The sequence below is a fragment of the Roseibacillus persicicus genome (assembly GCF_014651675.1).
GTDB lineage: Bacteria > Verrucomicrobiota > Verrucomicrobiia > Verrucomicrobiales > Akkermansiaceae > Roseibacillus > Roseibacillus persicicus.
Genome location: NZ_BMXI01000013.1, coordinates 23,422 through 45,645 on the forward strand (window position 1 = coordinate 23,422; position 22,224 = coordinate 45,645).

18 protein-coding genes are annotated in these 22,224 nt (G+C 56.5%); 9 read left to right on the top strand and 9 right to left on the bottom strand.

Features of this window, described 5'->3' with window-relative positions; genetic code table 11:
- Positions 1 to 87: 87 nt before the first annotated feature.
- The 4 genes from trmB to IE099_RS14725 all read left to right on the top strand — a co-directional run bounded on the left by trmB (position 88) and on the right by IE099_RS14725 (position 2,133).
- The gene (gene trmB, locus IE099_RS14710) at positions 88 to 696 is read left to right on the top strand and encodes a tRNA (guanosine(46)-N7)-methyltransferase TrmB (RefSeq protein ID WP_189571309.1); all 609 of its coding nucleotides are present in this window, start codon (positions 88 to 90) and stop codon (positions 694 to 696) included.
- A 6-nt stretch (positions 697 to 702) separates the two neighbouring features.
- Positions 703 to 1,143 carry a hypothetical protein gene (locus IE099_RS14715; protein ID WP_189571312.1) on the top strand — a complete coding sequence of 147 codons (441 nt, stop codon included), beginning with the start codon at positions 703 to 705 and terminating at the stop codon, positions 1,141 to 1,143.
- 68 nt (positions 1,144 to 1,211) lie between these two features.
- On the top strand, positions 1,212 to 1,703 hold the full coding sequence (locus IE099_RS14720) for a hypothetical protein (protein WP_189571314.1): 492 nt from the start codon (positions 1,212 to 1,214) through the stop codon (positions 1,701 to 1,703).
- Positions 1,704 to 1,722: 19 nt separating this feature from the next.
- Entirely contained in the window at positions 1,723 to 2,133 is a 411-nt protein-coding gene (locus tag IE099_RS14725; protein ID WP_189571316.1) for a hypothetical protein, read from the top strand.
- A gap of 13 nt (positions 2,134 to 2,146) precedes the next feature.
- Here the strand turns inward: IE099_RS14725 and IE099_RS14730 are convergent, their stop codons facing one another.
- Positions 2,147 to 2,803, bottom strand: a complete 657-nt coding sequence (locus tag IE099_RS14730) for a L,D-transpeptidase family protein (RefSeq protein WP_189571318.1) — start codon at positions 2,801 to 2,803, stop codon at positions 2,147 to 2,149.
- Positions 2,804 to 2,979: 176 nt separating this feature from the next.
- Positions 2,980 to 3,900: a calcium/sodium antiporter gene (locus IE099_RS14735; protein WP_189571320.1), complete on the bottom strand. Its 921-nt coding sequence runs from the start codon at positions 3,898 to 3,900 to the stop codon at positions 2,980 to 2,982.
- 156 nt (positions 3,901 to 4,056) lie between these two features.
- On the opposite strand from IE099_RS14735, the gene IE099_RS14740 reads away from it, so the two are divergent.
- Together IE099_RS14740 and IE099_RS14745 are read left to right on the top strand one after the other, a co-directional pair.
- Positions 4,057 to 6,084 (top strand): sensor histidine kinase, encoded by a 2,028-nt coding sequence (locus IE099_RS14740; protein WP_189571323.1) that lies wholly within the window; start codon positions 4,057 to 4,059, stop codon positions 6,082 to 6,084.
- A gap of 2 nt (positions 6,085 to 6,086) precedes the next feature.
- Positions 6,087 to 6,707 carry a response regulator gene (locus IE099_RS14745; RefSeq protein ID WP_229809535.1) on the top strand — a complete coding sequence of 207 codons (621 nt, stop codon included), beginning with the start codon at positions 6,087 to 6,089 and terminating at the stop codon, positions 6,705 to 6,707.
- A 23-nt stretch (positions 6,708 to 6,730) separates the two neighbouring features.
- On the opposite strand, the gene IE099_RS14750 is transcribed toward IE099_RS14745, so the two are convergent.
- Complete coding sequence (locus IE099_RS14750; protein WP_189571328.1) at positions 6,731 to 11,047, bottom strand: 3-keto-alpha-glucoside-1,2-lyase-like domain-containing protein; 4,317 nt, start codon at positions 11,045 to 11,047, stop codon at positions 6,731 to 6,733.
- Positions 11,048 to 11,214: 167 nt separating this feature from the next.
- Here IE099_RS14750 and IE099_RS14755 point away from each other — a divergent pair, with 167 nt between their 5' ends.
- On the top strand, positions 11,215 to 12,048 hold the full coding sequence (locus IE099_RS14755) for a PEP-CTERM sorting domain-containing protein (protein WP_189571331.1): 834 nt from the start codon (positions 11,215 to 11,217) through the stop codon (positions 12,046 to 12,048).
- A gap of 128 nt (positions 12,049 to 12,176) precedes the next feature.
- A complete protein-coding gene (locus IE099_RS14760; RefSeq protein ID WP_189571334.1) occupies positions 12,177 to 14,582 on the top strand; it encodes a hypothetical protein in 2,406 nt (801 codons plus the stop codon).
- A 90-nt stretch (positions 14,583 to 14,672) separates the two neighbouring features.
- On the opposite strand, the gene IE099_RS14765 is transcribed toward IE099_RS14760, so the two are convergent.
- The 4 genes from IE099_RS14765 to IE099_RS21025 all read right to left on the bottom strand — a co-directional run bounded on the left by IE099_RS14765 (position 14,673) and on the right by IE099_RS21025 (position 18,236).
- The gene (locus IE099_RS14765) at positions 14,673 to 16,889 is read right to left on the bottom strand and encodes a ComEC/Rec2 family competence protein (protein WP_189571337.1); all 2,217 of its coding nucleotides are present in this window, start codon (positions 16,887 to 16,889) and stop codon (positions 14,673 to 14,675) included.
- Between the two features lie 10 nt (positions 16,890 to 16,899).
- Complete coding sequence (locus IE099_RS14770; protein WP_189571340.1) at positions 16,900 to 17,691, bottom strand: tetratricopeptide repeat protein; 792 nt, start codon at positions 17,689 to 17,691, stop codon at positions 16,900 to 16,902.
- Between the two features lie 147 nt (positions 17,692 to 17,838).
- A complete protein-coding gene (locus tag IE099_RS14775; RefSeq protein WP_189571343.1) occupies positions 17,839 to 18,003 on the bottom strand; it encodes a hypothetical protein in 165 nt (54 codons plus the stop codon).
- Positions 18,004 to 18,113: 110 nt separating this feature from the next.
- A complete protein-coding gene (locus IE099_RS21025) occupies positions 18,114 to 18,236 on the bottom strand; it encodes a hypothetical protein (RefSeq protein WP_268244926.1) in 123 nt (40 codons plus the stop codon).
- Positions 18,237 to 18,689: 453 nt separating this feature from the next.
- Here IE099_RS21025 and IE099_RS14780 point away from each other — a divergent pair, with 453 nt between their 5' ends.
- Complete coding sequence (locus tag IE099_RS14780) at positions 18,690 to 19,700, top strand: aspartate-semialdehyde dehydrogenase (RefSeq protein ID WP_189571345.1); 1,011 nt, start codon at positions 18,690 to 18,692, stop codon at positions 19,698 to 19,700.
- Between the two features lie 121 nt (positions 19,701 to 19,821).
- On the opposite strand, the gene IE099_RS14785 is transcribed toward IE099_RS14780, so the two are convergent.
- Positions 19,822 to 21,315 carry a DUF7133 domain-containing protein gene (locus IE099_RS14785; protein ID WP_189571348.1) on the bottom strand — a complete coding sequence of 498 codons (1,494 nt, stop codon included), beginning with the start codon at positions 21,313 to 21,315 and terminating at the stop codon, positions 19,822 to 19,824.
- A 23-nt stretch (positions 21,316 to 21,338) separates the two neighbouring features.
- The gene (locus IE099_RS14790; protein WP_189571351.1) at positions 21,339 to 22,205 is read right to left on the bottom strand and encodes a c-type cytochrome; all 867 of its coding nucleotides are present in this window, start codon (positions 22,203 to 22,205) and stop codon (positions 21,339 to 21,341) included.
- Positions 22,206 to 22,224: the final 19 nt, after the last annotated feature.

The window sequence follows — 22,224 nt, forward strand, 5'->3', positions numbered from 1 at the left end:
ATTCTTTGTTCCTCCTTTCGAAAAAGACTCTTTCTAAAGTTTCTCCTTTCCATCACAGCCTCAAGGGTTTTCGGTTTCGTCCTCACCGTGAACGAACCTCGCTACCGCCCGCCCTACCCGCATGAATTCGTGCCCGAGGATTACTATGCCCGCCTCGAGCCGGAAGATATCTTTAGCAATGGGGCTCCATTAGAAGTCGACCTCGGGTCAGGAGACGGTTCTTATACTTTGGCACTGGCGGAGCATCACCGGGACCGTAACTTTCTGGCAGTGGAACGTTTACTAGGGCGGGTGCAAAAGACTTGCCGCGGGGCCAAGGAGCGTGGTCTCGACAATCTGAAGGTTCTTCGGCTCGAGTCCGCTTACACCGCCGAGTGGCTGCTGCCACGGAACAGTGTCTCGCGATTGCACCTCGTTTGTCCCGACCCTTGGCCCAAGGCCAAGCATCATCGCCGGCGCATGATTCAGCAGGAGTTTCTCGAGACCGTGCACAATCTTCTCGTTCCCGGGGGAATCTTTATCTTCAAGACTGACCATGAAGAATACTTTGAGTGGGCCGAGGAAGAGTTGGCGCAATACCCCAAGTTGGAGGTCACTCCTTTCCCCGCGGATAACTTCGACCCCAAATCCGACTTTCAGCTGCAGTGGGAAGCCGAGGGTAAGAGTCTGCAGGTGCTGCATTGTGTGAGCGTGTAAATGTCCATGAAAGGAGCGCCTAAAAAGATCGGGTGCTTCCTGATTGTTGCCGTCCTGGGGCTGCCTTTGCTTGCGATTGTCTGGTGGAACTTCATTTATCGGGTTCCCCAGCCCACCCCCGAGGAAACGTTTTTGCTGCTAACAGGAGCCAAGGAGCTTCCTGCTTCTTTGCGAGAGCTCGAGGTGCACCTGGCCTATCGACCAACCTTGGGTGATGGCTCTGCGGTGATTTCGTTCACAGTCTCGGAGGAAGATGGGAAGATGCTCACTTCCGGGCTTCGCTTTACGGATTCCGAGATTCTCGTGGCGGCCCAGCAAAGGGAGTGGGCGGTTCTTTCGATAGAAATCGATGAACCCCAAATCGCCTCCTACGAGGAGGGACCTTTTGACCGCGCGGTAATGGCCAATCCCCAACGGACGCAGTTGATTTGGTCTGGCGGGATATAAGGAAATGGGTTTGTAATCGATTTCCTTTTTTTTCGTGTCTTGAATGAAACCTCAACTTCTGAAGCTCTATGAAAAAATTATCCTTCTTCGCCGCTCTGCCCTTCCTTCTCTCTGTTTTGTTGGTGTCCTGTCAAAAGGAGGTCAAAGAAGAAGAGGTCGTCGTGCCACCGCAAGAGCCAACCCGCGAGGCCGCTGTTGCGATTTTAACGGAGTTTGCCAGTCGCTTGGAAGGCGGTGATTACTCGGCTGCCGCTGAGTTGATGAGCACTCCTCCGGGTATGACTCACGAGGAGAAAACCGAAGGAGTGAAGGGCATTTTGGAAAAGAACGAGATTTCGAGTGCGGGCGTCGTGGTGCTCGCGGAGAAAGGCACCTGGGGGAAACTCACGGAAGTCTTTGGCGATCGGGGAGTAGCTTGGGCGGAGAGATGGAAGCTGGATCCTGAAGACTGCTGGGGGTTGGGGTTCCATGCTGCTGAAACCACTTTTGTTTGGAATGGTGAGGCCCTCCAGATCTTCCGCTGTGATGATGTGGGTAAAATCGTCGAGGCGGCGGAATAATCACTTATCTGGTTAGATTATGAAGTTTTTGATTCTTCTCGGAGCGATGTTGGCTCTTTGCGCCTGCGCTCCCCAAAGCAACACTTCGCCCTCGCAAGATCCGTTCGACGGCGACTTCATTGCCGATGAACGTCCTCCCCATGATGAGGAAGATCTGCGGGAACTTTTACTCACCCTCCCGGTGTGGGATATCCCGCCGGAGCGCATCGTCGCGTGGATGGACGAAAATGGTTCGGTCACGGGTGACACCTTGGTCGTCCACGGCGACGGAGCCCAAGTGATGCTCCGGTTGCGTAGACTCGCTGAGCCCGATCACTATGAACTCCGGCTGGGGAGTGAGGACTGGCCGGAAGGAGGGCTCTATCATTATACCCTGCAACGGGTTTCTAACAAATGGCCGAAAGGGTGGAAGATCCTCACCCGGGATTAGTTAGGCTTGCGATCTACTCCACGATTTCCGCCTTGGTCCCGACCTTCACTTTGCTGAAGACAATGGGGAGGATATTAGCTTGTCCGCGGATGCAGGCATGGGACGCGGGATAGCGAGGCACGTTGCCCACGTGGTGTCCGATTCCGGTCCAAGTGAAGCGCATCCAGTAGGGCATGGACGCGCCGAGGAACTTGCCGCCGGGGGGAATCTTCGCGGTGCGCGAATCGGCATCGGAGTTGACCACTTTGCCAGAGGCGTCGAGCACCTTGCCATAGAGGTTGGAGCGCTTGGCCTTGATCTTTTCCAAGATGGTATAGGTTCCGGCCGGGGTGGGGTGGCTGGAGGTGCCGGTCGATACCGGATAGTCGATGGCGACTTCATCACCGTTCATGAGAAAGGCGCGCTGAAGGGAGAGAGAAATGACGATGTGCGAATTGGAAGGGTCGGTGCGGGCGAGGACTTCATGATTGAAGTATGCGGAAGAGCGCTCGGGGTAGTTCTCGGCCTTGAAGTGCTCGTAGGTTCCCTCGGGGTAGGGGTTGGTCCAGGTTTCGGCGGTGGGCTCGACGGGTTCGGGGGGGAGTTTGGCGCAACTGGAAACGAACAGGATGATGGAAAGTCCGATGAGTGATTGCGCGAGCCTGCGGGTGCAGCCTTTGAAAAGTTTCATGAATTGGAAGGTGTTGGAGGTAGACGAGTTGAAGGAAGTATCGTTCGTGAAAGTGAGAACTTTCCTGCAGAACCTAGACCCGCTTTGGACTCTTGCTCGGATTTTTTTACGCGAACGATGATTTTTCGCACCGGTCTCCAGACCTGATCAGAAGGCTTCGGCCAATCAAACGGGGCTTAACGGGGCCAAAGAAAGAAGACATAGCCTGCATAGACACCGCAGAAGACCAATCCTTCCATCCGCGAGATCCGACGGCCGGTGAGGGCGAATGGCAAGAGGACGAGGCTGAGGCCCAACATAGTCAGGCTGTCGCGCAACTCGATGCCAGTGGCGTCGATGGGAGTGACCACCGAAGTCGCTCCGATGATACAGAACACGTTGAAGATGTTAGAGCCCACCACATTGCCGACCGCGATGTCGGATTGTTTTTTCAGGGCTGCGACGACACTGGTCGCCAACTCCGGAAGGCTGGTGCCAGCGGCGACGATGGTCAATCCGATGATGGCATCGGAGACGCCCAGGGACTTGGCCAAGGAAGTTGCTCCATCGACGAAGAGGCGGGAGCCGAAAATCAGAACGGCAAGTCCCACGATCAGGACCCCTCCATCGAGTAGCCAGTGTTTGGTGAGGAGGGAGGGAATTTCGTCTGCGGGGCGACTTTCTTTTTTCGCCAAACGGACGGTGAAGAACAGATAGGCCGCGAGGGACGCGAGCAAGCCCACTCCTGCGAGAGCTGAGACCGTGCCGGTGGCAATGAGGGCGAGCAGGATCCCCGAGCTGACGATCATGATTGGGATGTCGCGCCGGATCACGTTGAGGTGAATCTGCAGGGGATGGATGAGAGCCGCGATGCCGAGAATCACCGCAATGTTGAAAATGTTAGAGCCCACCACATTACCCAGAGCGATACCGGACTTGCCCTCCAAGGCGGAGGAAATGCTCACGCTGAGCTCCGGGGCGCTCGTCCCAAAGGCGACCACGGTGAGACCTGCCACCAGAGCGGAAACTCCTGCTCGCGTGGCAAGACTGACACTGGCTCGGACGAGGGCTTCGGCACCGACATATAACAAAAACGCTCCAAGAAGGATGAATAACATAGGGGTTCTCTCCAACCGCCCATGATATTGCCGAACTTGCAAAAGAGTAAAGACAGATTGATGCCGCGAAGATGGAATGGTCTCTGGAGTCGCCTCTTGAAATATGGCAGTCTGTGCCGCTGTGGAACGGAGGGAATTTTGAGAAATCGATGGCAGTTGAGAAGTCTGAAGCTGTCTTTCATCTGGCTGGTCCTAATGGGCTCTCTGGATGGGGCGGACCAGATCCGGTCGATCTCCGCGGTGCGCTCCTTGACTGTCGAAGAGGCGAATCAGCGGAGGCCAGTTCGGATCGAGGTGCAGGTGATGAAGTTCGGGATCGAGCGGGAGGGCTTCTTTGCTTTCGATGGAAAGGCGGGGATCTATATTTCCCTTTCCAGTCGTCTGAGGACGCGGGTCGAACTCGATCAGGGTGACCGCTTGTTGGTCCATGGAGTGACAAACAAAGGAAACTTTTTGCCGCACATCGATGCCACCGAGATTCGCAAGCTGGGTCGCGAACCCTTGCCGGAGCCGCTGGTCGCCGATCGCAAAGTCTTGGACGACCCTCGAACTGACTGTCAGTGGGTTCAGCTGGATGGGGTGATCGAGGAGATTGTCCCCACGGGGAGGGCTCTTTCGCTACGTCTGAACTGGAATGGGCAGCTTTACAATTTGGTTCTCCCTCGCACGGAAGAGGTCGAGGAGCAGGCTCCCACTTTCTTGAACAAACCGGTTCGGGCAAGAGGGGTGGCTGCGACCCAGTGGAATTCCCGCCGCCAGATGACAGGACGAATTTTTCAGCTTCATTCCTTAAAAGATATTGAGCTGATTGAGAGCGAGGAAGGCGCTCCGCCTCTCTTGGAGGTGGACCAGATGCTGCGGATGGAGACCAGCACCCTGCATACGGTTTCGGTGCGTGGGGTTGTTACCCATTGTGATGGAAAGAATCTTTACCTCCAAGGCAGCCGAGGAGCGCTGCTGGTGCGGACCACCAAGGAAACCAACTGGGAAGTGGGGGAGCGAGTGGAAGCGCAGGGAACAGTGGTGCCCGAGCCATTCGCCCCCGTGCTGAGTTCTTGGGAGGTCAAGGGGATTGGAGGCCGGACGGAGGTGGCGGCAAGGGATCTGCGTCTGCCTGAGGGAGCCTTTTCTGTGGAGCTGCACCAGACCCTGGTTGGTTTGCAGGCCACCGTGGATTCCGTCGTGGCGACCGAGTCGGGGCTCGATCTTCTTTGTCGGGCGGATGGGCGAAACTTCGTGGCCTCTTTGAAAGGACACTCACCGGAGAATGTCGATGTGGTTGGCGGTTCCTTAGTGAATCTGCGGGGCATTTGCGTGCTGAGCTCGAGCAATGCGGAGGCCCACGCTTATGATGCGGATCGCTTCCGCATCCTCCTGCGAACGCCGCAGGACATCCGGGTGCTGGATCGGCCTTCCTGGTGGACGACTGATCGCATTATTCTTTTGTCTATGGGTTTGTTAGGTTTGGTGGCCTTGTCGATGGGTTGGGCTTTTCTCCTGCGGCGCAAGGTGAACGAGCAGACGGAGTTGATTCACCAGCAGGTGGAGCGGGAAGTCACGATGCGCGAGCGCGAGCGCTTGGCGCGGGATCTTCACGACTCTTTGGAGCAAAACATCGCCGGTCTTGCCCGGCAATTGAGCACCGTGGATCGACGCATGCAGGCGGGAGAGGTCGATAAGATTAAGGAAGGGCTTTTTCTTGCCCGGCGCATGGCGGAACATTGCCAGAAGGAGTCGCGCGAATCCATTCATGACCTCAGGCAGAATCACCGCATGACCGGCTCCCATCTGGGGCAGGATGAATTTCTGGAGGCGGAGGCGGAAGAGATGGGAGCCAAGCTGACCTTCGAGTTGTCGGGACCGACCGTGGAGCGTGATGCCCGGGTGGAGCGGAATCTTTCCAAAATCATTCGAGAGGCGACTTACAACGCATTGCGGCACGGGGGCGCGGATCAGGTGGACGTGGTGCGGGCGGAAACAGAGGAGGGTTTGGAGCTGAGCATTCGGGACAACGGCTGTGGTTTTGAACCGGAGAAAGCGATGGGTTTGGGACGCTTTGGATTGCAGGGTATGATGGAACGTGCGAGAACCATTGGCGGAGATCTTTCCATTGAAAGCGAGCCTGGGAAAGGAACCGTGGTTTCCCTCAAGCTCTTGAATCAATCCCAGAAGCACCCTTGTTAGAAATGATACGAACACTCATCGTCGACGATCACATCATCGTCCGAATTGGCACCATCGAGGCCATCGCGTCCGACCCCGGGATGACGGTGGTTGGGGAGTTGGCGGCGGGCGAGGAGGTCTGCTCCGCCTATGCCAGCCTGCAGCCGGACGTGGTGCTGATGGATTACCGGCTGACGGGAATCGATGGGGCTGAAGCAACCAAGCGTCTGCTTGAGGAGCATCCCGAGGCCCGGGTTCTTTTTCTCAGCGTCTACGATGGCGAGGATGATGTCGGGCGGGCGGTGGAGGCGGGGGCCCGTGGTTATCTTTCGAAAGGGGCTGAAACCTCCGAGCTGTTAGACGCCATCCAGACCATCGCGTCGGGTGGGACCTACTTTCCAGCCGAACTGACTGCCAAGTTGGAGCGCCAAAAGCTGAGACGCCCCTTGACGGCCCGGGAGCTGGAAGTCCTCAACCTGTTGATCGAGGGCCTCAGCAACAAGGAGATTGCTTCCGCGCTAGAGCTTTCCCTCGCTACCGTGAAGCTTCATGTCTCCAACCTGTTAGTGAAGTTGGATGTCCTCGACCGGACGCAGGCTGCAGTGACTGCGGTGCGTCGGGGCTTGGTCCACCTCGATGATTGAGGTGCTCTTCGCTGCGGAAACTTTTACGGCAAAGGATAGAGCAAAAGGTTGCGATATTCGATCGTCGTTCCGAGCGGATTGTGGTGCGAGTCCTGCAGGCCGATGAAGCCGCTCTCGGGCCAGGTGATCTCCGGGTATTCTGCTGCGGTATCCAATACGTCCACCAGAACGAGGCCGTCGATCTCCACCCGGATGCTGCGCCCGACTTGCCGGATCTCCATGCTGTGCCAGACATTGTCGGCGGGGTCGTAGCCAGGGTTGGCGGCGATGCGGCGATAGACGGATCCTGTCTCGCGATCGGGTCCCTCGACATCGATGTTGTCGATCTGGATTTCATTGCCATCGATCCAAGGCTGGCTGGTTCCGGGAGTGGCGCGGGTGAAGATGCCCGCGTTGGTACCGGGGGTGGTCTTGAATTGGAGCCTTAAAACGAAGTCTGTAAACGTCCCGGGATAGTAGATGAAGCCACTGGAAATTGAACGCACATGCTTGAGGACACCGGTGGTGGAATTGTAATCCCACTCTGCCGGATCGCTGGTGACAAAGGACCAGTTGCTGAGACCGTTCTCTAACAGGTTGATGGGAGTGATGGATTGGAAGCCTGCGGCGACCCGCAGAAAACCTTTCTCATCATCGGCCAGTAGGTCAGGCAAGAGCAGGCGGGTGAGAGAGGAATCCGCGGTGAGAGAGGAACCATAGGATTGCCAGTCGAAGAGGTCGGAGCTTTTCTCCAGGAAGTAAAGGCGACCGGCCTGGCTGGTGAAGTCGAGGGAGGTTTCCTCGGGGCTGACCTGGAGCGATGATTGAAAGAGCGAGGAAGGATCGAAGGGCGAGGAGCCTCCCATCACTTCGATGAAGTTGCTTTGCCCGTCCCCGTCGGAGTCGAGGGCTGCATCAGATGCGTCGTTGGGATTCAGACCCGCTTCTACTTCTTCCCGGTTGGACAAACCGTCTTCGTCGTCATCTGCCAAACCATCACCTACGTAGACCACGAGCATTTCTTCGTAGGCCTCGCCGGCACTGTCGGTTGCCCGGATACGGAGGGAATAGGAACCTGCAGTGAGAGTTTCGTTGGCCAGCAGATTATCACCCACGATACGGAAGCTGTTGTTGTGGTCGTCGCCCGGCCCTGCAACGAGCTCGAGGAGGTGACTGGCAGTGGTGGAGGCCGGAACGACTGCTGCAAAGTTGTCTGCAAACCGGATGTCACCAACGATGAGTTCACCGCCTTGGAAGGAGCCAAAGCCAAGTCGGTCAAAGGAGAGGTCGTTGGAGGAAAGGCTACCCACGGGCGAGCTTTCTCCATTGCTGGCGGGATCTTGGTAGAAGGTGATGGTGTCGTTGTTGTTGGCACCGAACTCAATTTTGAGAACCAATCGATGCATCTCGCTGGTCGGACCCGAGGGCGCGGCGAGAGTGAGTGCTGCGGTGCGCTTAAGCCGCATGCCATAGGTCGCGGGAGCGGGATTGGTATCGACACCGGTGTTGAATATCGTGCTGGAATCGGCATTGCCGTCGCGGCGGAACTCGACAATCCCGGTGGCATTGAGTCCTCCTTGTGGAATCTGTTGGAGGTAGGAAACGTAAAGGGTCGTGCCGTCTTGGCCAATGTTGCTCGAGCTATCGCGATATGCCGCGAGGGGGCCGCCTGTTGAGGTGTCGAGGAGGCGAACGATGCGAGAACTGGCGGTCGATTGGACTGCGAAGCCGCCCGTGACGCTGGTGGATCCGGTGACGGTTGTCCAGGCACCGTCGAATCCCACGCCGCCATTGCGGGCGATGAGCGAACCGTCATTGTAGGCAAAGGCCTCGCTCGCAAGCAGCGCCCCGGTCCCCTCTTGGGTCAGGGTGGCGCCGGTATTGAGATCGCCGAGATCGGGATCTGTAATCAGCAATCGGCCAACCTGACTGTTAGATGAGTGGGGTATTGGCAGAACATGAGAGGTGAGCTCGATGGCGCTGGCGGGGTGCTCACTACTCTCGTCAGTAATGGTGATATCGAAAGCCACGGTGGTAAAGTTCCTCGCGCTATCCGCAGCTCTCACGAGAATGGAGTAGAGAGCATTGCGTTCGAAGTCGAAGGGGAAGTTGGTGAGCAGATTGGTTCCCTCGATTTGAAAAAGATCGTTGTCAAATTGCCCCTCGGGAAGGGTGAAGGTGACCGACTCTCCGGCATCCTGATGGGTGGCGTCGAAGGCCCCGATCAGGGTGCCTATCGGCTTGTTTTCCTGTACCGATTGTGCGGAAAGGGTGACCCCGGTGATGGCGTCGGTCACGTTTTCAGGAATCGCGTTCAAGGTATACCACGCCTCCGTGGACCAGAGAACTTCGTCGGTGGTGGAAGGCGGATCGGCGGTGATGTGGTGGACGAAGCCCTCTTTTAATCCATTGACTTGCAAGCGGACCTTGCGTCCATCGGCGGAGAGGGTGGAGTCGTTGACGAAGAGCGTGGACTGCTGCTGCTTGGGGCCTCCGTAGTCGGGTGTCGGAGTGTAGGTCCACTGCACGACCGAGAAGTTGGAGGGATGCTCGGCAAAGGAGGGGTCGATGGGTTTGGTATACTCGATTTCGAAGCCGTCTGGGAGCGCCCTGACATTCTTGATGTCGAAGGCCACGGTGCCGTCTGTTTTAGGTTCGAGACGTTGTAAGCCATAGGTCGTCCCCTGCCAGGACCAGTTGGAGGTTGCGCCGATGCAGCCCACATAGAGGGAGCCGTCGGAGGCCCAGGCGAGTCGATTGACTCCTCCTTCAAAGCCTTGACTGAAGCGATAGGCGCAGCCCTGCCACACACCATTGACTTTTTCCAAAGATGCCCGGCGAATGCCCCCCAGGGTCACTTCCCCGAACAGGTATTGGCCGGCATAGATTCCGTTGTCGAGTGGCACCAGCTCGGAAGGAGACTTTGCCACCTCGCTATGTGGGAGCCAGATGGCAGGGGGAGTGACCGGCTGGTCGGAGTAGTCGCTGGGCGCGCCTCCGGTAGGGTAATTGTCGTTGGTCAGGTCGGTGTCATTGTAGAAGCCGTAGAAGTGGCCTTCTTCAATGATTTGGATCTTGCTGGTGGGCACCCAGCCGCCCTGATTGTCGCAGTTGATAAGGGTGCCCTCTGGTCCGGCGAGGAGACCGTTGGGGGTGCGCAGACCGCCGGCGATGAAGCTTTTCTCGCCCGTGGTGAGGTTGGTCTTCATCAGGGAACCCCGATGGGGTGGGTTGGCTCCATTGAGACCGCGCGCTTCCTGTCCCGGAAAGTCGCTGGAGCGGTTGATGGAGGTTGACAAGGCACTGTATGCAAAACCGTCCCGCTCGACGATTCCGAAGTGAAAGTGGTGGTAGTTGTCCGAAACCCAACCATCGGTGATGGTTTCGTGGGTTTCATAGTAACCATCCGCGTCGTTGTCTTTCAGCCGGGTGAGGGCTAGACGCTGGGTGACCACGAGGTCGCCGTCGACGAACTTCATCCCCAAGGGTTCGGAAAGGTTGGAGGCGACTTCGGTGACCGTCATTTGGTTGGGATCTCCCAGCAAGGTGTTGGTGACCATGTAGACCTTGCCGTCTCCACCGGCAGAAGGCTCGGGGAATCCGAATTGGTTGGGCTCGAAGGTGGAGACGAAAAGTTGGCCGTCGTCACGCACGGCCAATGCTCCGACCTTAGGTTGAAAGCTGTTGGGGCGGGACTGGCGAACAGTCCAGGAAGGGTGGGCGGAATTCAGGGGAGAACCATTACCCGGCCGGATGGAGGAGCCGGGGCGCAGGATTTCTTTTTTCCCGGGAGCGGTAACGCGGGTGACATTGGCGAGGGTGCTGAAGGCGTTCGCGGGGATAGTGACGAAGGCCTGGCTGCCAGGGGGCTTCCATTCCAGAAGTAGTCTTTGGCCCCCCGAGTTTTCAAAATAGCGGAGCTCGAATTCATGGGGACCGGAGGCGAGGTTGATAGAGCCGGTTTGAGAGATGGCGGCGTGGATGCCGTCATTGGCAACTACGAGCTCGTCTTCAATATTGAGAGTGGAGCCATCGTCGGAAGTGATGCGGAAATCGTAGTCGCCTGGGGAGGTGATTTCCAAACGTCCGGAAATCTCGACAATGAATTCGTTGGAGTAGCCGGCAAAGGAGGCGGTGGACTCATAGTCGACGAGGGCGTGCTTTTCATCAACATTCGGGTTCTGCCCTTCGATGAGAGGGTAGAGACGGTCCATCTCTTCCTGAATATCGAAAAGGCGAAAGGTGAAACCTTGCTCGTAGGTCTGCGCGAAAGAGCGGGATCCAGTGGCGGCGGTGGCAAGGACGAGGGCGATCGTCCAAGGGCGGAAACTCCTCCAGGAGGGAGCGTGAGCTTTTATCATATCGCCCACGCTGAACCCCGAGCCCGTGCTTGGGAACTGGTCAATGGTCTAGGCTGGGAGGGGACCCTAAACTTTTGGCTAGCTTGTTAAAAAAATTCAGAGCCCTCAAATGGCGAGTGAACTGGGACATCTCGATTGTCGTGGTCTTGATAAATACAAAACTCATTATGAAAAAACTAACATCTAACAGTTTGGCATTGGTCGCCTGCACATTTGTTTCGCAACCACTCTTTGGCGCTCTGACCGTATACGAAGGATTCGAGTACACATCCGGGGAAGGTCTATCGACTCAAAATGGAGGGGTGGGGTTTGCCGGAGGGGAAGCCTGGAACGTCGGAACTGCGACCGGGGCTTCGGTAGGGAGTCTGACGGTTGCTTCGGATTCGTTGTCCTACGGTGCATTGCAAACCACTGGGGGCGCGGCAATGGGTGTCCGGTCAGGATCCAGCGTGGCGATGTTTCGTGACTTTGGATCGACCATTGGAGGAAGTGGTTCCAACGTGTGGATGAGTTTTCTAATCGATGTGGAGGGCAACACCGCTGGGTTCTCTCTCTACAACGGGGGTTCTGAGGCGACGTTCTCGGGAGGAATCAATAGCGGCTACAGCCACCGACTCTATAGCGGGGGTGGTGACCCGATGAGCAGCGCCATTTCCAATTCTCCTGCTGCCGCTATCGCACCGGGAGCGCATTTGATGGTGGCCCAATTTGATATGAGCGGGGGAACTCCCACCTTCAATCTCTGGGTCGATCCTGATGTTGCCAGTTTGGGCACGGGTGCGGCGCCAGTGGGAGGAACCTTCAGTTCCGTAACCAGCGGAACCCAGAACTTTAGCTTCGATAGCATTCGGATCGGGATGTTTTCCAGCGACCAGACCATGGTGTTGGATGAGCTGCGAATTGGGGAAAGCTGGGCTGATGTTTCCCCGATTCCCGAGCCGTCAACAGTCCTTCTGGTCGGACTTGCGGGAGTTGGTTTGGCCCGGCGCAAGCGCGTCTAAGGCTTATCTTCTTTGCACTTAAAGAGAGGCTTCGGCGGACCGTCGAGTGTTTATCGAAGCCGCCTCTCTGCCTCATAGACTTTTGGCTAGCTTTCTCATTTTAGAAATATCTTCACACTGCAAAAACCATGAAAAAACCACTGCTGCAATCATCTCTCCTTGTTGTCTTTTCGACATCAGTTGGAGCGGAGCTTCTCTTCGAAGAATCCTTCAATTATCCCGAAGGCCCGTTGGCCGGCAATACCAACAACGGACAGGCTTGGGTGAATAATGTCGGAGACGATACAATCAATACCGTGGCGGCCAATAGCTTGGAAGTGACGGCCCCGACTGGATTTCTAACAGCTGGAGGGCGGGCAGTGCAAACCACTGCGAGTTCCCGGGTTTCTCTGAACTTGGGGAGCGAAATTGTTCCCGGTACCGAAGGGACCACCATTTACCTGAGCTTCGTTCATAAGCTCAACTTCGTCGATGTGCCTCGTTCCCAGATCATTGAGTTTTGGCGGGGTGCGCAATTGGATAATAATACGGTGTTTTCCTTTGGAGTGGATACCAACAGTGCGGCTCCTGACTATGGGTTGTTGATCGATAAGAATGCTGCTGGTGCGGTGGCCCTGGATGTCGGCACTGCTGATGCTGAGGAGCACCTGGTAGTCATTCGCATCGATTTCGGCGCTGCGGATGAGGACACTTTGTCGATTTATTTGGATCCGGGTGAGACCGAGCCTGCGAGCAGCGATGGCACGGCGATTTACACGAATCTTTCGTTCACCCGCCTTGGCTTTGGTAGCTTTCAGGTCAGTTCTCATGAGGTGGATGAGATTCGAATCGGGACCACTTACTCCGATGTGGTGAAGGTTTTTGTGGACGAGGACAACGATGGGATGAACGATGTCTGGGAGAGCGAGAATGGATTGTTGGTGGGAACCAATGATGCTTCGGGTGACGCGGATAGCGATGACCTCACGAACTTGGAAGAATTCCTGGCGGGGACCGATCCTCAGGATGAAGACTCGGATGACGACGGTCTCACTGATGGGGAAGAGGCTTCCCCGACGATGAACATCAACCCCTATCAGGATGATGTTCTCGGGAGTGCGCCGGGCGATCTGATGAACCCGCTATCGAATGATAGTGATGGCGATGGGGTCTTGGATGAAGAAGAGGTGAAGGCTGGCGAGGATGGCTTTGTCACCAATCCGAATTATGAGGATACTGACGAAGATGGAATGCCGGACAAATGGGAGATCGACGAACAGTTGAACCCTGTCGACAGCTCTTCGCCCAATGGGGCAAACGACGATCCGGACAGCGACAACATCGATAACCTGGACGAATACACTATTGGCACCCAGCCACGCAATCCGGATACCGATGGGGATGGATACAACGATGGGGCGGAGGACTTATATGGCTCTTGGGCCAGTGTGGGAGAGACGGGAACTGACCCTCTCAATCCTGATAGTGACGGTGATGGGCTCAAGGATGGAGAGGAGAACCCCGATAGCGGGGTCCTTGGAGGCCTACCGCACCGCTCGGATCCTAATGTTTTCGATAGTGACGAAGATGGTTTTGGCGACGGGATTGAGGTGGAGTATGGATCCGATCCCGACGATGAAAATAGCGTTCCGACGATCGAGCCAACCGTGGCATCTATCCAGTTCGACTTTGAGCCACTATCCTCAAATACTGGAAAGTATGCGGGAAGTTACGCTCCTGCGGAAGGCGGAGTCGTGGCCCCAGCCCAGTTCTTTGGCTATTTGGGCGAGGATGAAAATTTCTTCAATAGTCTGAGCGGCGATGGAGGAGGGAGTTTGGTCTCCGCCACTGGAGAGCCGGTGCCGGGTATCAACGTCGACTTTGGTACTTTGTCGGGAGGAGTCTTTGACTTCGATGATGAGCCAAGTCAGTCGGGTGGAGGGACGCCGGCCAATTCCGATATCTACCGGACTCCCTTGATGTGGGATTGGCTTTTCACTCGTGATGGCAAGGCGTTGGTGGCGAGGGTCAATGGATTGGCAGCTGGAACTTACCGGGTCATTGCGCTGGTTCGTGAGGGAAGCGAGGTTGGTCGCACCTACGATGTTTCCTTCGGAAAACAGGTCGCGGATGAATCGCAAGACCCAGTGCTTGGGACGCCTTACGTTGGAATCGCAGGTGCACCCGCAATTTGGACGGAGTCCCAGAATTACTTCACGGATGTGCAAACGATTGCGGACAATGAGTATCTCGTCGTCAGTGTCAATCCGACCAACGCGGCCTTCGGGACCTTGCAAGGTTTGCAGATTTTTCCTGAAGTCGGAGACATCGAGGTTGTGTCCTGCAACTTGGTGGGTCAGGCGACGTTCCAGATCGACTTCAAGGGAGTTCCTTCCACCGAATATGGAATTGGTAGCACGGTGACGCTTGAAGGCGGTTTCACCACAATTGATGGTATGTCTGCCACTACTGATGGCAGTGGTTTGGGGCAGTTCCTGGTGACGGTCGATTTGGAAACCAATCCCAAAATGTTCTTTCAGATTCACCAAGAATAATTCGCTCTGGTAAAGCGGATTGACTGGTTCGTGGTCCCGGAGTTTCGGTTTGTCGTGTAGACCGAAGCTCCGGGAATTTTTTTTTTGTTCTCAGCGCGTGAGTCGGACCTTGCGACCTGTTAGATATCCTTTGAGCGTGAGTTCGTTTCCTTTTGGAAGGACGAAGACTGCGCCATGTTCCTTTTGACTGAAAAAGGCGACGCCCTTGTTCTCCAACCATGCTTTCCAGACCGGCGGAATCTGTTCGGCCTCGGGGTAGGATTGCTCTGTGGCGATGATGGCCTTGGGAGCGACTGCTTTCACAAAGGCGTCGTGCCCCATGCTGTCCCTTTGATTTCGTCCACAGATCCAAAGGTCGGATTGGAGATGCTTCCCACTTTCTAGCAACGCCTTTTCGGTTTCATAGCCCGTATCCGCAGTCACGAGAATCGACCAACCGTTTTGAAAAATGCGGACGACGATTCCCCGGTCATCGGACCGTGGTGAGTGTGGGTTGCCGGGGTGGAGGACCTCGATCCAAGTCTCTTCATCGACAGGGAGCCTGGGGGTGGAGTCGGGGTAATGGAGGGTTATGTTTTCTTCGCGGCAGGTAGTGACGAGTTCCGCAAGGCTGTAGCGTTCGGACTCTCGTGGAACAAGAACTTGGCCTACCGGGAAGCTGCGGGCGGCTTCTTCCAATCCACCGATATGAGCGGCGTCGTTGTGGGTGGCAATGAGCGAATCGCAGGAGAGGCCATAGGCCTCAAGGGCGGGATCGACAATCCACCAGAAGCTGGATTCGCTTCCGGCATCGATGAGAACTCCTCCTCCGGCATCGAGGTGGATTGCCGCTCCGCCGTATGGGATGTCCAGCACGCACATTCCTTCTTCCCACTCGGCGCGGTTCTGGTATCGCATCCAGGCCCCCGGCCAGTTGCTCATGGTTGCTGCGGAGTGGCGGGCAAAGTGAGCGAGCTCTCCGTTGATCGCATTGAGTTTGAGTGCAACGGGTTGTGCGATGCTTCCGAGAGTCAGACTCAGGAAAGCGCAGCAGAGAATTAGGAACGCCACCATTACCATCAGGACGCTGGCGAAGCTCGCGATGGGGGTGAACCATCCGAAGTAGAAAACACTGAGTGGTGCGGATCCCGACCAGGCCGCCAATGAGACCGTAAACATCTTTCCGACCTTGTTGCGGCTCCAATGGGTGAAACGTTGCCATCGGGACCAGACGGGTTTCGGGAGATACGGATCGTGCGCCAAATGCGGTTCGACGCGGCACCAGATGAGCGGCTCCAAGAGGAGAATGACCCCCACAACGAGGAAGCTGAGTTGGAAGCCTGCTTGCCAAAGCTGGAAGCTATCGAGGAAGAGGACCACGATCGCAGCGGCAAAGAGATTATTCACCACCGAGGGGCGGCGTAGCAAAAGGAAGCGTCCCAATAGGAGTGCTCCCATGAGAGAGGCGCGCAGAGCGGGTGGACGGAGCCCCGTGATGAATGCATAGCCAAACATGGCGAAGAGCACTGCCCAGATTAGCACTCGGGGAGGGAGGCGGAGAAGCTTTCCGACCCCGAAGACGATGAGGGCGACAAGCCCTACGTGCAAACCGCTCACCGCAAAAACGTGCATCGTTCCCGTCTTTCGAAAATCATCAAAGGCCCGGCTGCCCGTAGACTTTTCGCCAAGGATCACAGCTTGGACGACTTCGGCTGATTCCCGGTTCTCAATGCCGTTGGTTAGACGTTCGATGAGGTTCAGACGGATCTCTTCCGACCACCCGCGAAGGACGGGGAAGCCATGTGACCAGCCAACCATCTCTGCGGAAGTGACCTCGACAGAGCCCGCGATGCCTCGTTTCCAAAGTGTGTCGCGGGGATCCCATCCGGCGGGATTGCGGGAGGGGATGTCTTTATGGGGAGTTCCCATGAGGGTGATTCGCTGGCCGGTCCGAAATTCTCTGGGTAGGCCATCGAGGGTCAGACGTGCTCCCTCGTCGGTCTCGAAAAGGCGTCGCACCAAGCCGGCGCGGTTACTTTCCAAAAGTGTGCCGGTCAGAGAGATATCGGCTTTTCTTTGGAACTCTTCGGCGAGGATGTCTCGTTGCTTCCGCCTTTCATCATGTAGGATCGCGAAGGCAAGGGTGATGAGAGCTGCCGCCACGACTGTTGGCTTGAATCGCCAAAGCCCTCCGAAGAGGGCGCTGGTAACGATTGCCACCAGGAGAGCCCATGCTCCCCATTCGGACACTAGAATGCCCAAGACTGCTCCGGCGAAGGGCAGAAGGAGGGGGCAGCGGCCGAGGGCGGGGAGGGGACCGGACTTCACGAACCGAACTTCACGACTCGCCTAGCTCATGCAGTTTGTGCATGGCATTGGCAGAGTGGCGGGTTTGAGGGAATCGATCGATGACATCGCGTAGCAGGGTAATCGCTTGATCGTGCTCATTGAGGTCGTTCTCGAAGATTTCGATTTTGCGGAAAAGGAAAAAGGCCTCGTCGTTTTCGCGCCAGCCACCCCGCGCGAGAGCCTGTTCCAAGGTCAGGAGAGCTGCATGGGGATTCTCGAGTCGTTCGCGTTGCAGCATGGCGATTTCCACCCAGGGCAGCCGGTTGTCGGGCTCCTCGGTCGCGGCTTCCTGATAGAGTTCGATCGCCTGTTCCCATTCGCCTTGGGCAACTGCGGCTTGCGCCCGGGTGAGCGCGCTGGGGCCTCCAACCTTTTGGGTCGAACCGTAGACTTCCTCCGAAGCGCGCTGGACCACGTTGGGTAGAATATAGCTCACGATCAGAAAGCCGGTGAAAACGCCCGTTACGATGAAGAGGGCAAAAGTCAGGATAGGGCTGCCTTTTTTGCCTGTTCCCAGGAATTTCTCGTAGGCCGCAGCGAGTTCGGCGGAAGGCTCCTCGCCATTGGCCAGCTCTTCGGGGCTGAGTTGGGTTCCCTCTTCGTAAAGGGGGATGAGAACGTTTTCGTTGGGGTCCAGGTCGAAATGGCCGGTGTCTTCCAACAACTCGATTTCGTTGGTGGTCAAAGCGGTGTCGACTTCCTTGGAAGATTGCACGGACTTCACAGTGGCGGTGACCAACCCGGCGAGAATGATGAGATAGAGGATCAGTTTTTTATCCATAAGCTAACAGACAGACTAACTCCACTTGGTCGGAAAGGAAATGAAGAAAACGCATGGAAGATAGGTTCTGCATCAAGTCAGACATGCGGGCACAAAAAAGGCCACGAACTCGTCGCGGCCTTCTTCGGTAAAGAGATTGTCAGAAACCTACTTCGAATAGTCGACTACGGGAGCCGGAGTGTCGAAGGTCGGAAGAGGACGCAAGCCCGGGACAGGATCTTCTCCAGTGCAGCATCCATTGCTGCAAGAAGTGAGGCTCATCGCACCAGCTGCTACTGCAACCGCCATTGTCATTTGAAGAAGTAATTTCATTGTGGTGTGTTCAGTTTTGCGCCCTCCGGCGTAGACTAGCAATATCAAAAAACAAGCTGGAGCCTTTTGCAAGGCTCCAGCTCGAAACAATTCACTTAATTTTCGACAGTTTACTTGCCGATGGTCACACTTGGGACGGGAGCAGGAGCCATTGGCTCAGGCTTGCTTCCGCAAGAAGTGAGGGTAAGGCCGGCAAGAGCAGCGAGAACAGCAACAATCTTTGCAACTTTCATATTCGTTATTTGATGTTTATTGGTTTCACCTTGGCGCGACCGGACAGTCCTGCCTCGCCAGAGACTTGGAGTTATTTGACGGGTGCGACGTAAGTCGGGCCGCCAACGGGAGCTGGCTTGCTACCGCAGCAGCAGCTGACGGAGGCGAGACCAGCGAGGACAGAGAGAAGGATCAGTGTTTTCTTCATGATTTGTATGTAAATCTTGACAATAAACCACTTCGGAAAGTTCTGAGGTGGTTAGGCGAGGCAGACATTACTTTTTTAGCGTCCCAACGCAAGCGGTTTGTCGATTTTCTCTGACTGTAATTCTGATGCCTCGAAATCGCCATTGCTAGCTTGTGAACAAGCAGTTGCCGTACCCCCTCCGGACAGGGCCCGGTGATTCAGCGGTAGTTGATTCCCTATGGTTGCATCGGCGTCAACTTTCAGTATGGTTCGCCCTCTTTTCCCAATGAAGCAACCACCCCACATCGCTATCGCCGGTGCAACTGGCGCGGTCGGCATCGAAATGCTCAACTGCCTTGCCGAGCAGAAGGTGCCCTATTCCCAGCTGACACTCCTCGCCTCCGCGCGTTCCGCCGGTAAGGTGGTCGAATTTCAGGGTAAGGAGTTGGTAGTCAAGGAGCTGACTGCTGATGCCTTCGAGGGGGTGGACATTGCCCTCTTTTCCGCGGGAGGATCGATTTCACTGGAATTTGCCCCTCACGCTGCGGCTGCTGGAGCGATCGTCATCGATAATTCTTCCGCATTCCGGATGGATCCCGAGGTCCCATTGGTAGTGCCGGAGATCAATCCCGAGGCTGCCAAGACGACTCCAAAGGGAATCATTGCGAATCCGAATTGCACGACCATCATCTCCCTCATGGCCTTGGCGCCTTTGCACCGGGCCTTTGGGCTCAAGTCGATCATCGCCTCATCCTATCAGGCTGTTTCAGGCTCCGGGGCGGCGGGCATCGTTGAGTTGGATTCCCAGATTCAGGCTTTGGCCAATGGTGGCGAGATCAAGAAAGAGGTCTACCCCCACCAAATTGCTTCCAATGTGATTCCGCAGGTCGATGTGTTCCTCGAAGGAGGATATACGAAAGAGGAGCAAAAGATGCTCAATGAGTCGCGCAAGATTCTGGGGCTACCCGAGCTGAACGTCACTTGCACTTGCGTGCGCGTGCCGGTTCATCGCTCGCACTCCGTTTCCATCTCGGCTCAATTCGAGAAGCCTGTTACGGTGGAAGCGGCTCAGGCTGTCTATGGGGAGGCGACTCCCGGGGTGCAGTTGTGTGACGATCCCTCAACAGGGCTCTATCCCACTCCGCTCGATACCTCGGGCAAAGACGACTGCCTGGTGGGCCGGATGCGGATGGATCAAGTTCTTCCCAACGCCCTTGCCCTCTGGGTCGTCGGCGATCAGGTCAAGAAGGGAGCGGCTCTCAACGCGGTGCAGATCGCGAAGTTGTTGCTGGAGTAGAAGCGCCTCAGAAAGCGCGAAACCAAGTCCAAGGATAGAGCCGTGGACTTGGTGGGAGAAAGGCGGGAAGGTTCCGGCCTTTCTTTCCTTTGAGAATAGCAGGCCAGATTGGTTTGTCTCCTTACTCGGGAACTTCCACCGCCTGATAGTAGAGGCGGCTTCCTTCGATCTCTTGATCGGTTTTGCTGCGGAGGCCTGTTAGGTCCAACTCGTGCAAATACCCTTTGGCCACATCGAGGGTGAGAGTCAGGGTTTTGCCATCGGGGCTCAGGTGGTGTCCACGGACCGGGACATTGGTAGTATCCACTTTGTCGGACCCATACTTGGCGTGGTAATGATAGCGCCAGCGCTTGATGGCGGGGGACTCGGGGTCATCGGCGAGAGCTTGGCTGAAGGTGAGGGTAAAGGTCTGGTGATCGCCTTCTTTACCAAGTTTGCAGGAGGTGACGGTGAAGATGTCCGCGGGTGGAGCCTTGATGCTGAGGAGTCCTTCCGCACCAGCCCAACTGAGGTGGGTTTTGCCGACCCAGAGGGTGCCATCTTGATCAAAGGCAAAGCGGTGGTTGCCGTTTCCAAGTTTGGGATGATTGGCAATGAAGGGTAAAGTGGCGCCTTGGTGGAAGCCGTTCACCTCGTCCGCCAGATAGCGTACGAGTTGCTTCTGGTTCATGTCTCCAATCAGGATTTGTCCGGCATACGGTCCCCAGCTGTCGGGGATGAGGAGGGGTTGGCTGGGGGAGTTGGCGAGCTCGCCCTGCGGCATGAGCCCGCTCGCGGGGGTGCGCAGGGCGTCTAGTTCTTCGACCGGGACCTTGAGGGGGTCGCGTCCATCCCAGTCCTGTCTCCACACCAGTGCGGCGGGGTGACCGTAGTGCTTGCCTTCCTCGACCGTGTAAAGAGGTGAGGTCCCGCGCCAGTCGCCCTGGTTGTCGGTCACGAGGAGTTTGCCTCCGGCATCAAAGCCGAGCCCGTCCGGAGAGCGAAAACCGCTGGCGAAGGGGGTGGTTGTGCCGTCGGGAGAAATCTTGAGGATCCAGCCCCGATAGGGCACGCGGGAATACATGCGACCGGCGCTGCCCTTGATCTTGGTCCACTGCTCCTTGGACGGATTGGTCATTTGCTCCTGATTGAGGTCGCCGATCTCGGACCACTGGCCGCGGATCTCCTCTCGGATGCCGGCTCCGTTGGAGGCCACGTTGAGGCCGACGTAGTAACTTCCATCGGGGCCTTTGGCAGGGCCAAAGGAGAATTCATGGTAGTTCCCCGTCATGCCAAAGTCAGCGCTGACAGTGAGGTAGCTATCCGCGAGGCCGTCTCCATCAGTGTCGCTGATGCGGGTCAACTCGGGACGTTGCATCACGAGAAAGTCGTCACCGTCCAGGATGAGGCCCAGGGGTTCGTGCAGTCCGCGCGCAAATTCGGTCCAGGAACTACTAGAAGGATCGTAGAAGAGAATTTCTCCCCGGTGAAAGGCGGCGGCAACGCGTCCGTCCGGCAGGATGGTGAGGCCTCCAATCTGAGGGTCGATGGCGACAGGATTGGGGTGCTTGGTGATTTCAAAAAGAGGCTCTGCTTGAAGTGGCAGAAGGGCGAGGAAAGGGAGTAAAGTTTTCATGCGGATAGAATAGGGGAGGTGAATTACCATTTGAGGTCGATGACGAGCTCGTCTGCTTGCGTGCTTTGGACAGTGTTCTGATCGTTCGGCGCGGGCTCAAGTTTGTTGGCGGACTCGGTCTTGAAGTGACGCTCCAAGCTGTCGCCATCGGGACTGACCACGATGCGTTCAGCAATGGTGGCCCCGTTCCATTGATAGCGGAAAGTGGGGATGCCGGAGGAGTCGAGGGTGTAGCCCAGGAATTTGGGTTCGGATTCTTGTTCGGTTCCGGAGACGGTGAAAGGAGGCTCCTCTTCGCGGTAGATGACTTCCCCTTTCAGGTTCACCTTGGCGTTCCCATTGCTTTGCCAATAATACCAACCGACGAGAAAGTCCGGATTCTTCCAAACATAGCGGAGACGGCATTGAGCGGTGTCGTAGCAAAAGTTGAGGTCGTCATTCCCGCCAGGCAAGGCCACCGCGATGGAAGCGGGGGAGGAATCCGGCATGAAAAAGCGTTGCACGATAGGGCGCGTCGCGATTGATGGGTAGAAGTCGTACTTCTTCCCTTTCGGCACGGCTTTTTCCTTCTTCCCTTCAGTCGCCTTCAGGAGATAGGCGTGCACGGCCTTGAGGTTTTCGTCACCGACGTGCGACATGGCGGGCATCTCGACAGCGTTCGGGCGCTTCTTTCCCGGTTCGTTGCACCACTTGAGAAAGCCTGGCAGGTCCTCGCGATAGAGGCCGGCAATCTCAATCATGGAGGGGCCGACCAGCATTTGATCCGGCTGGTGGCAGGCCGAGCAATGGGTTTGGAACTGTTCCTGGCCTGTGGAAAGAAGATCCTCCCCGGTCAAGGGCTGGCAGAATAGGGCGAGGGCGAAAAGAGGTGGGTAGGATTTCAGGCTCATGCGGTTTGCAAGAGAACAC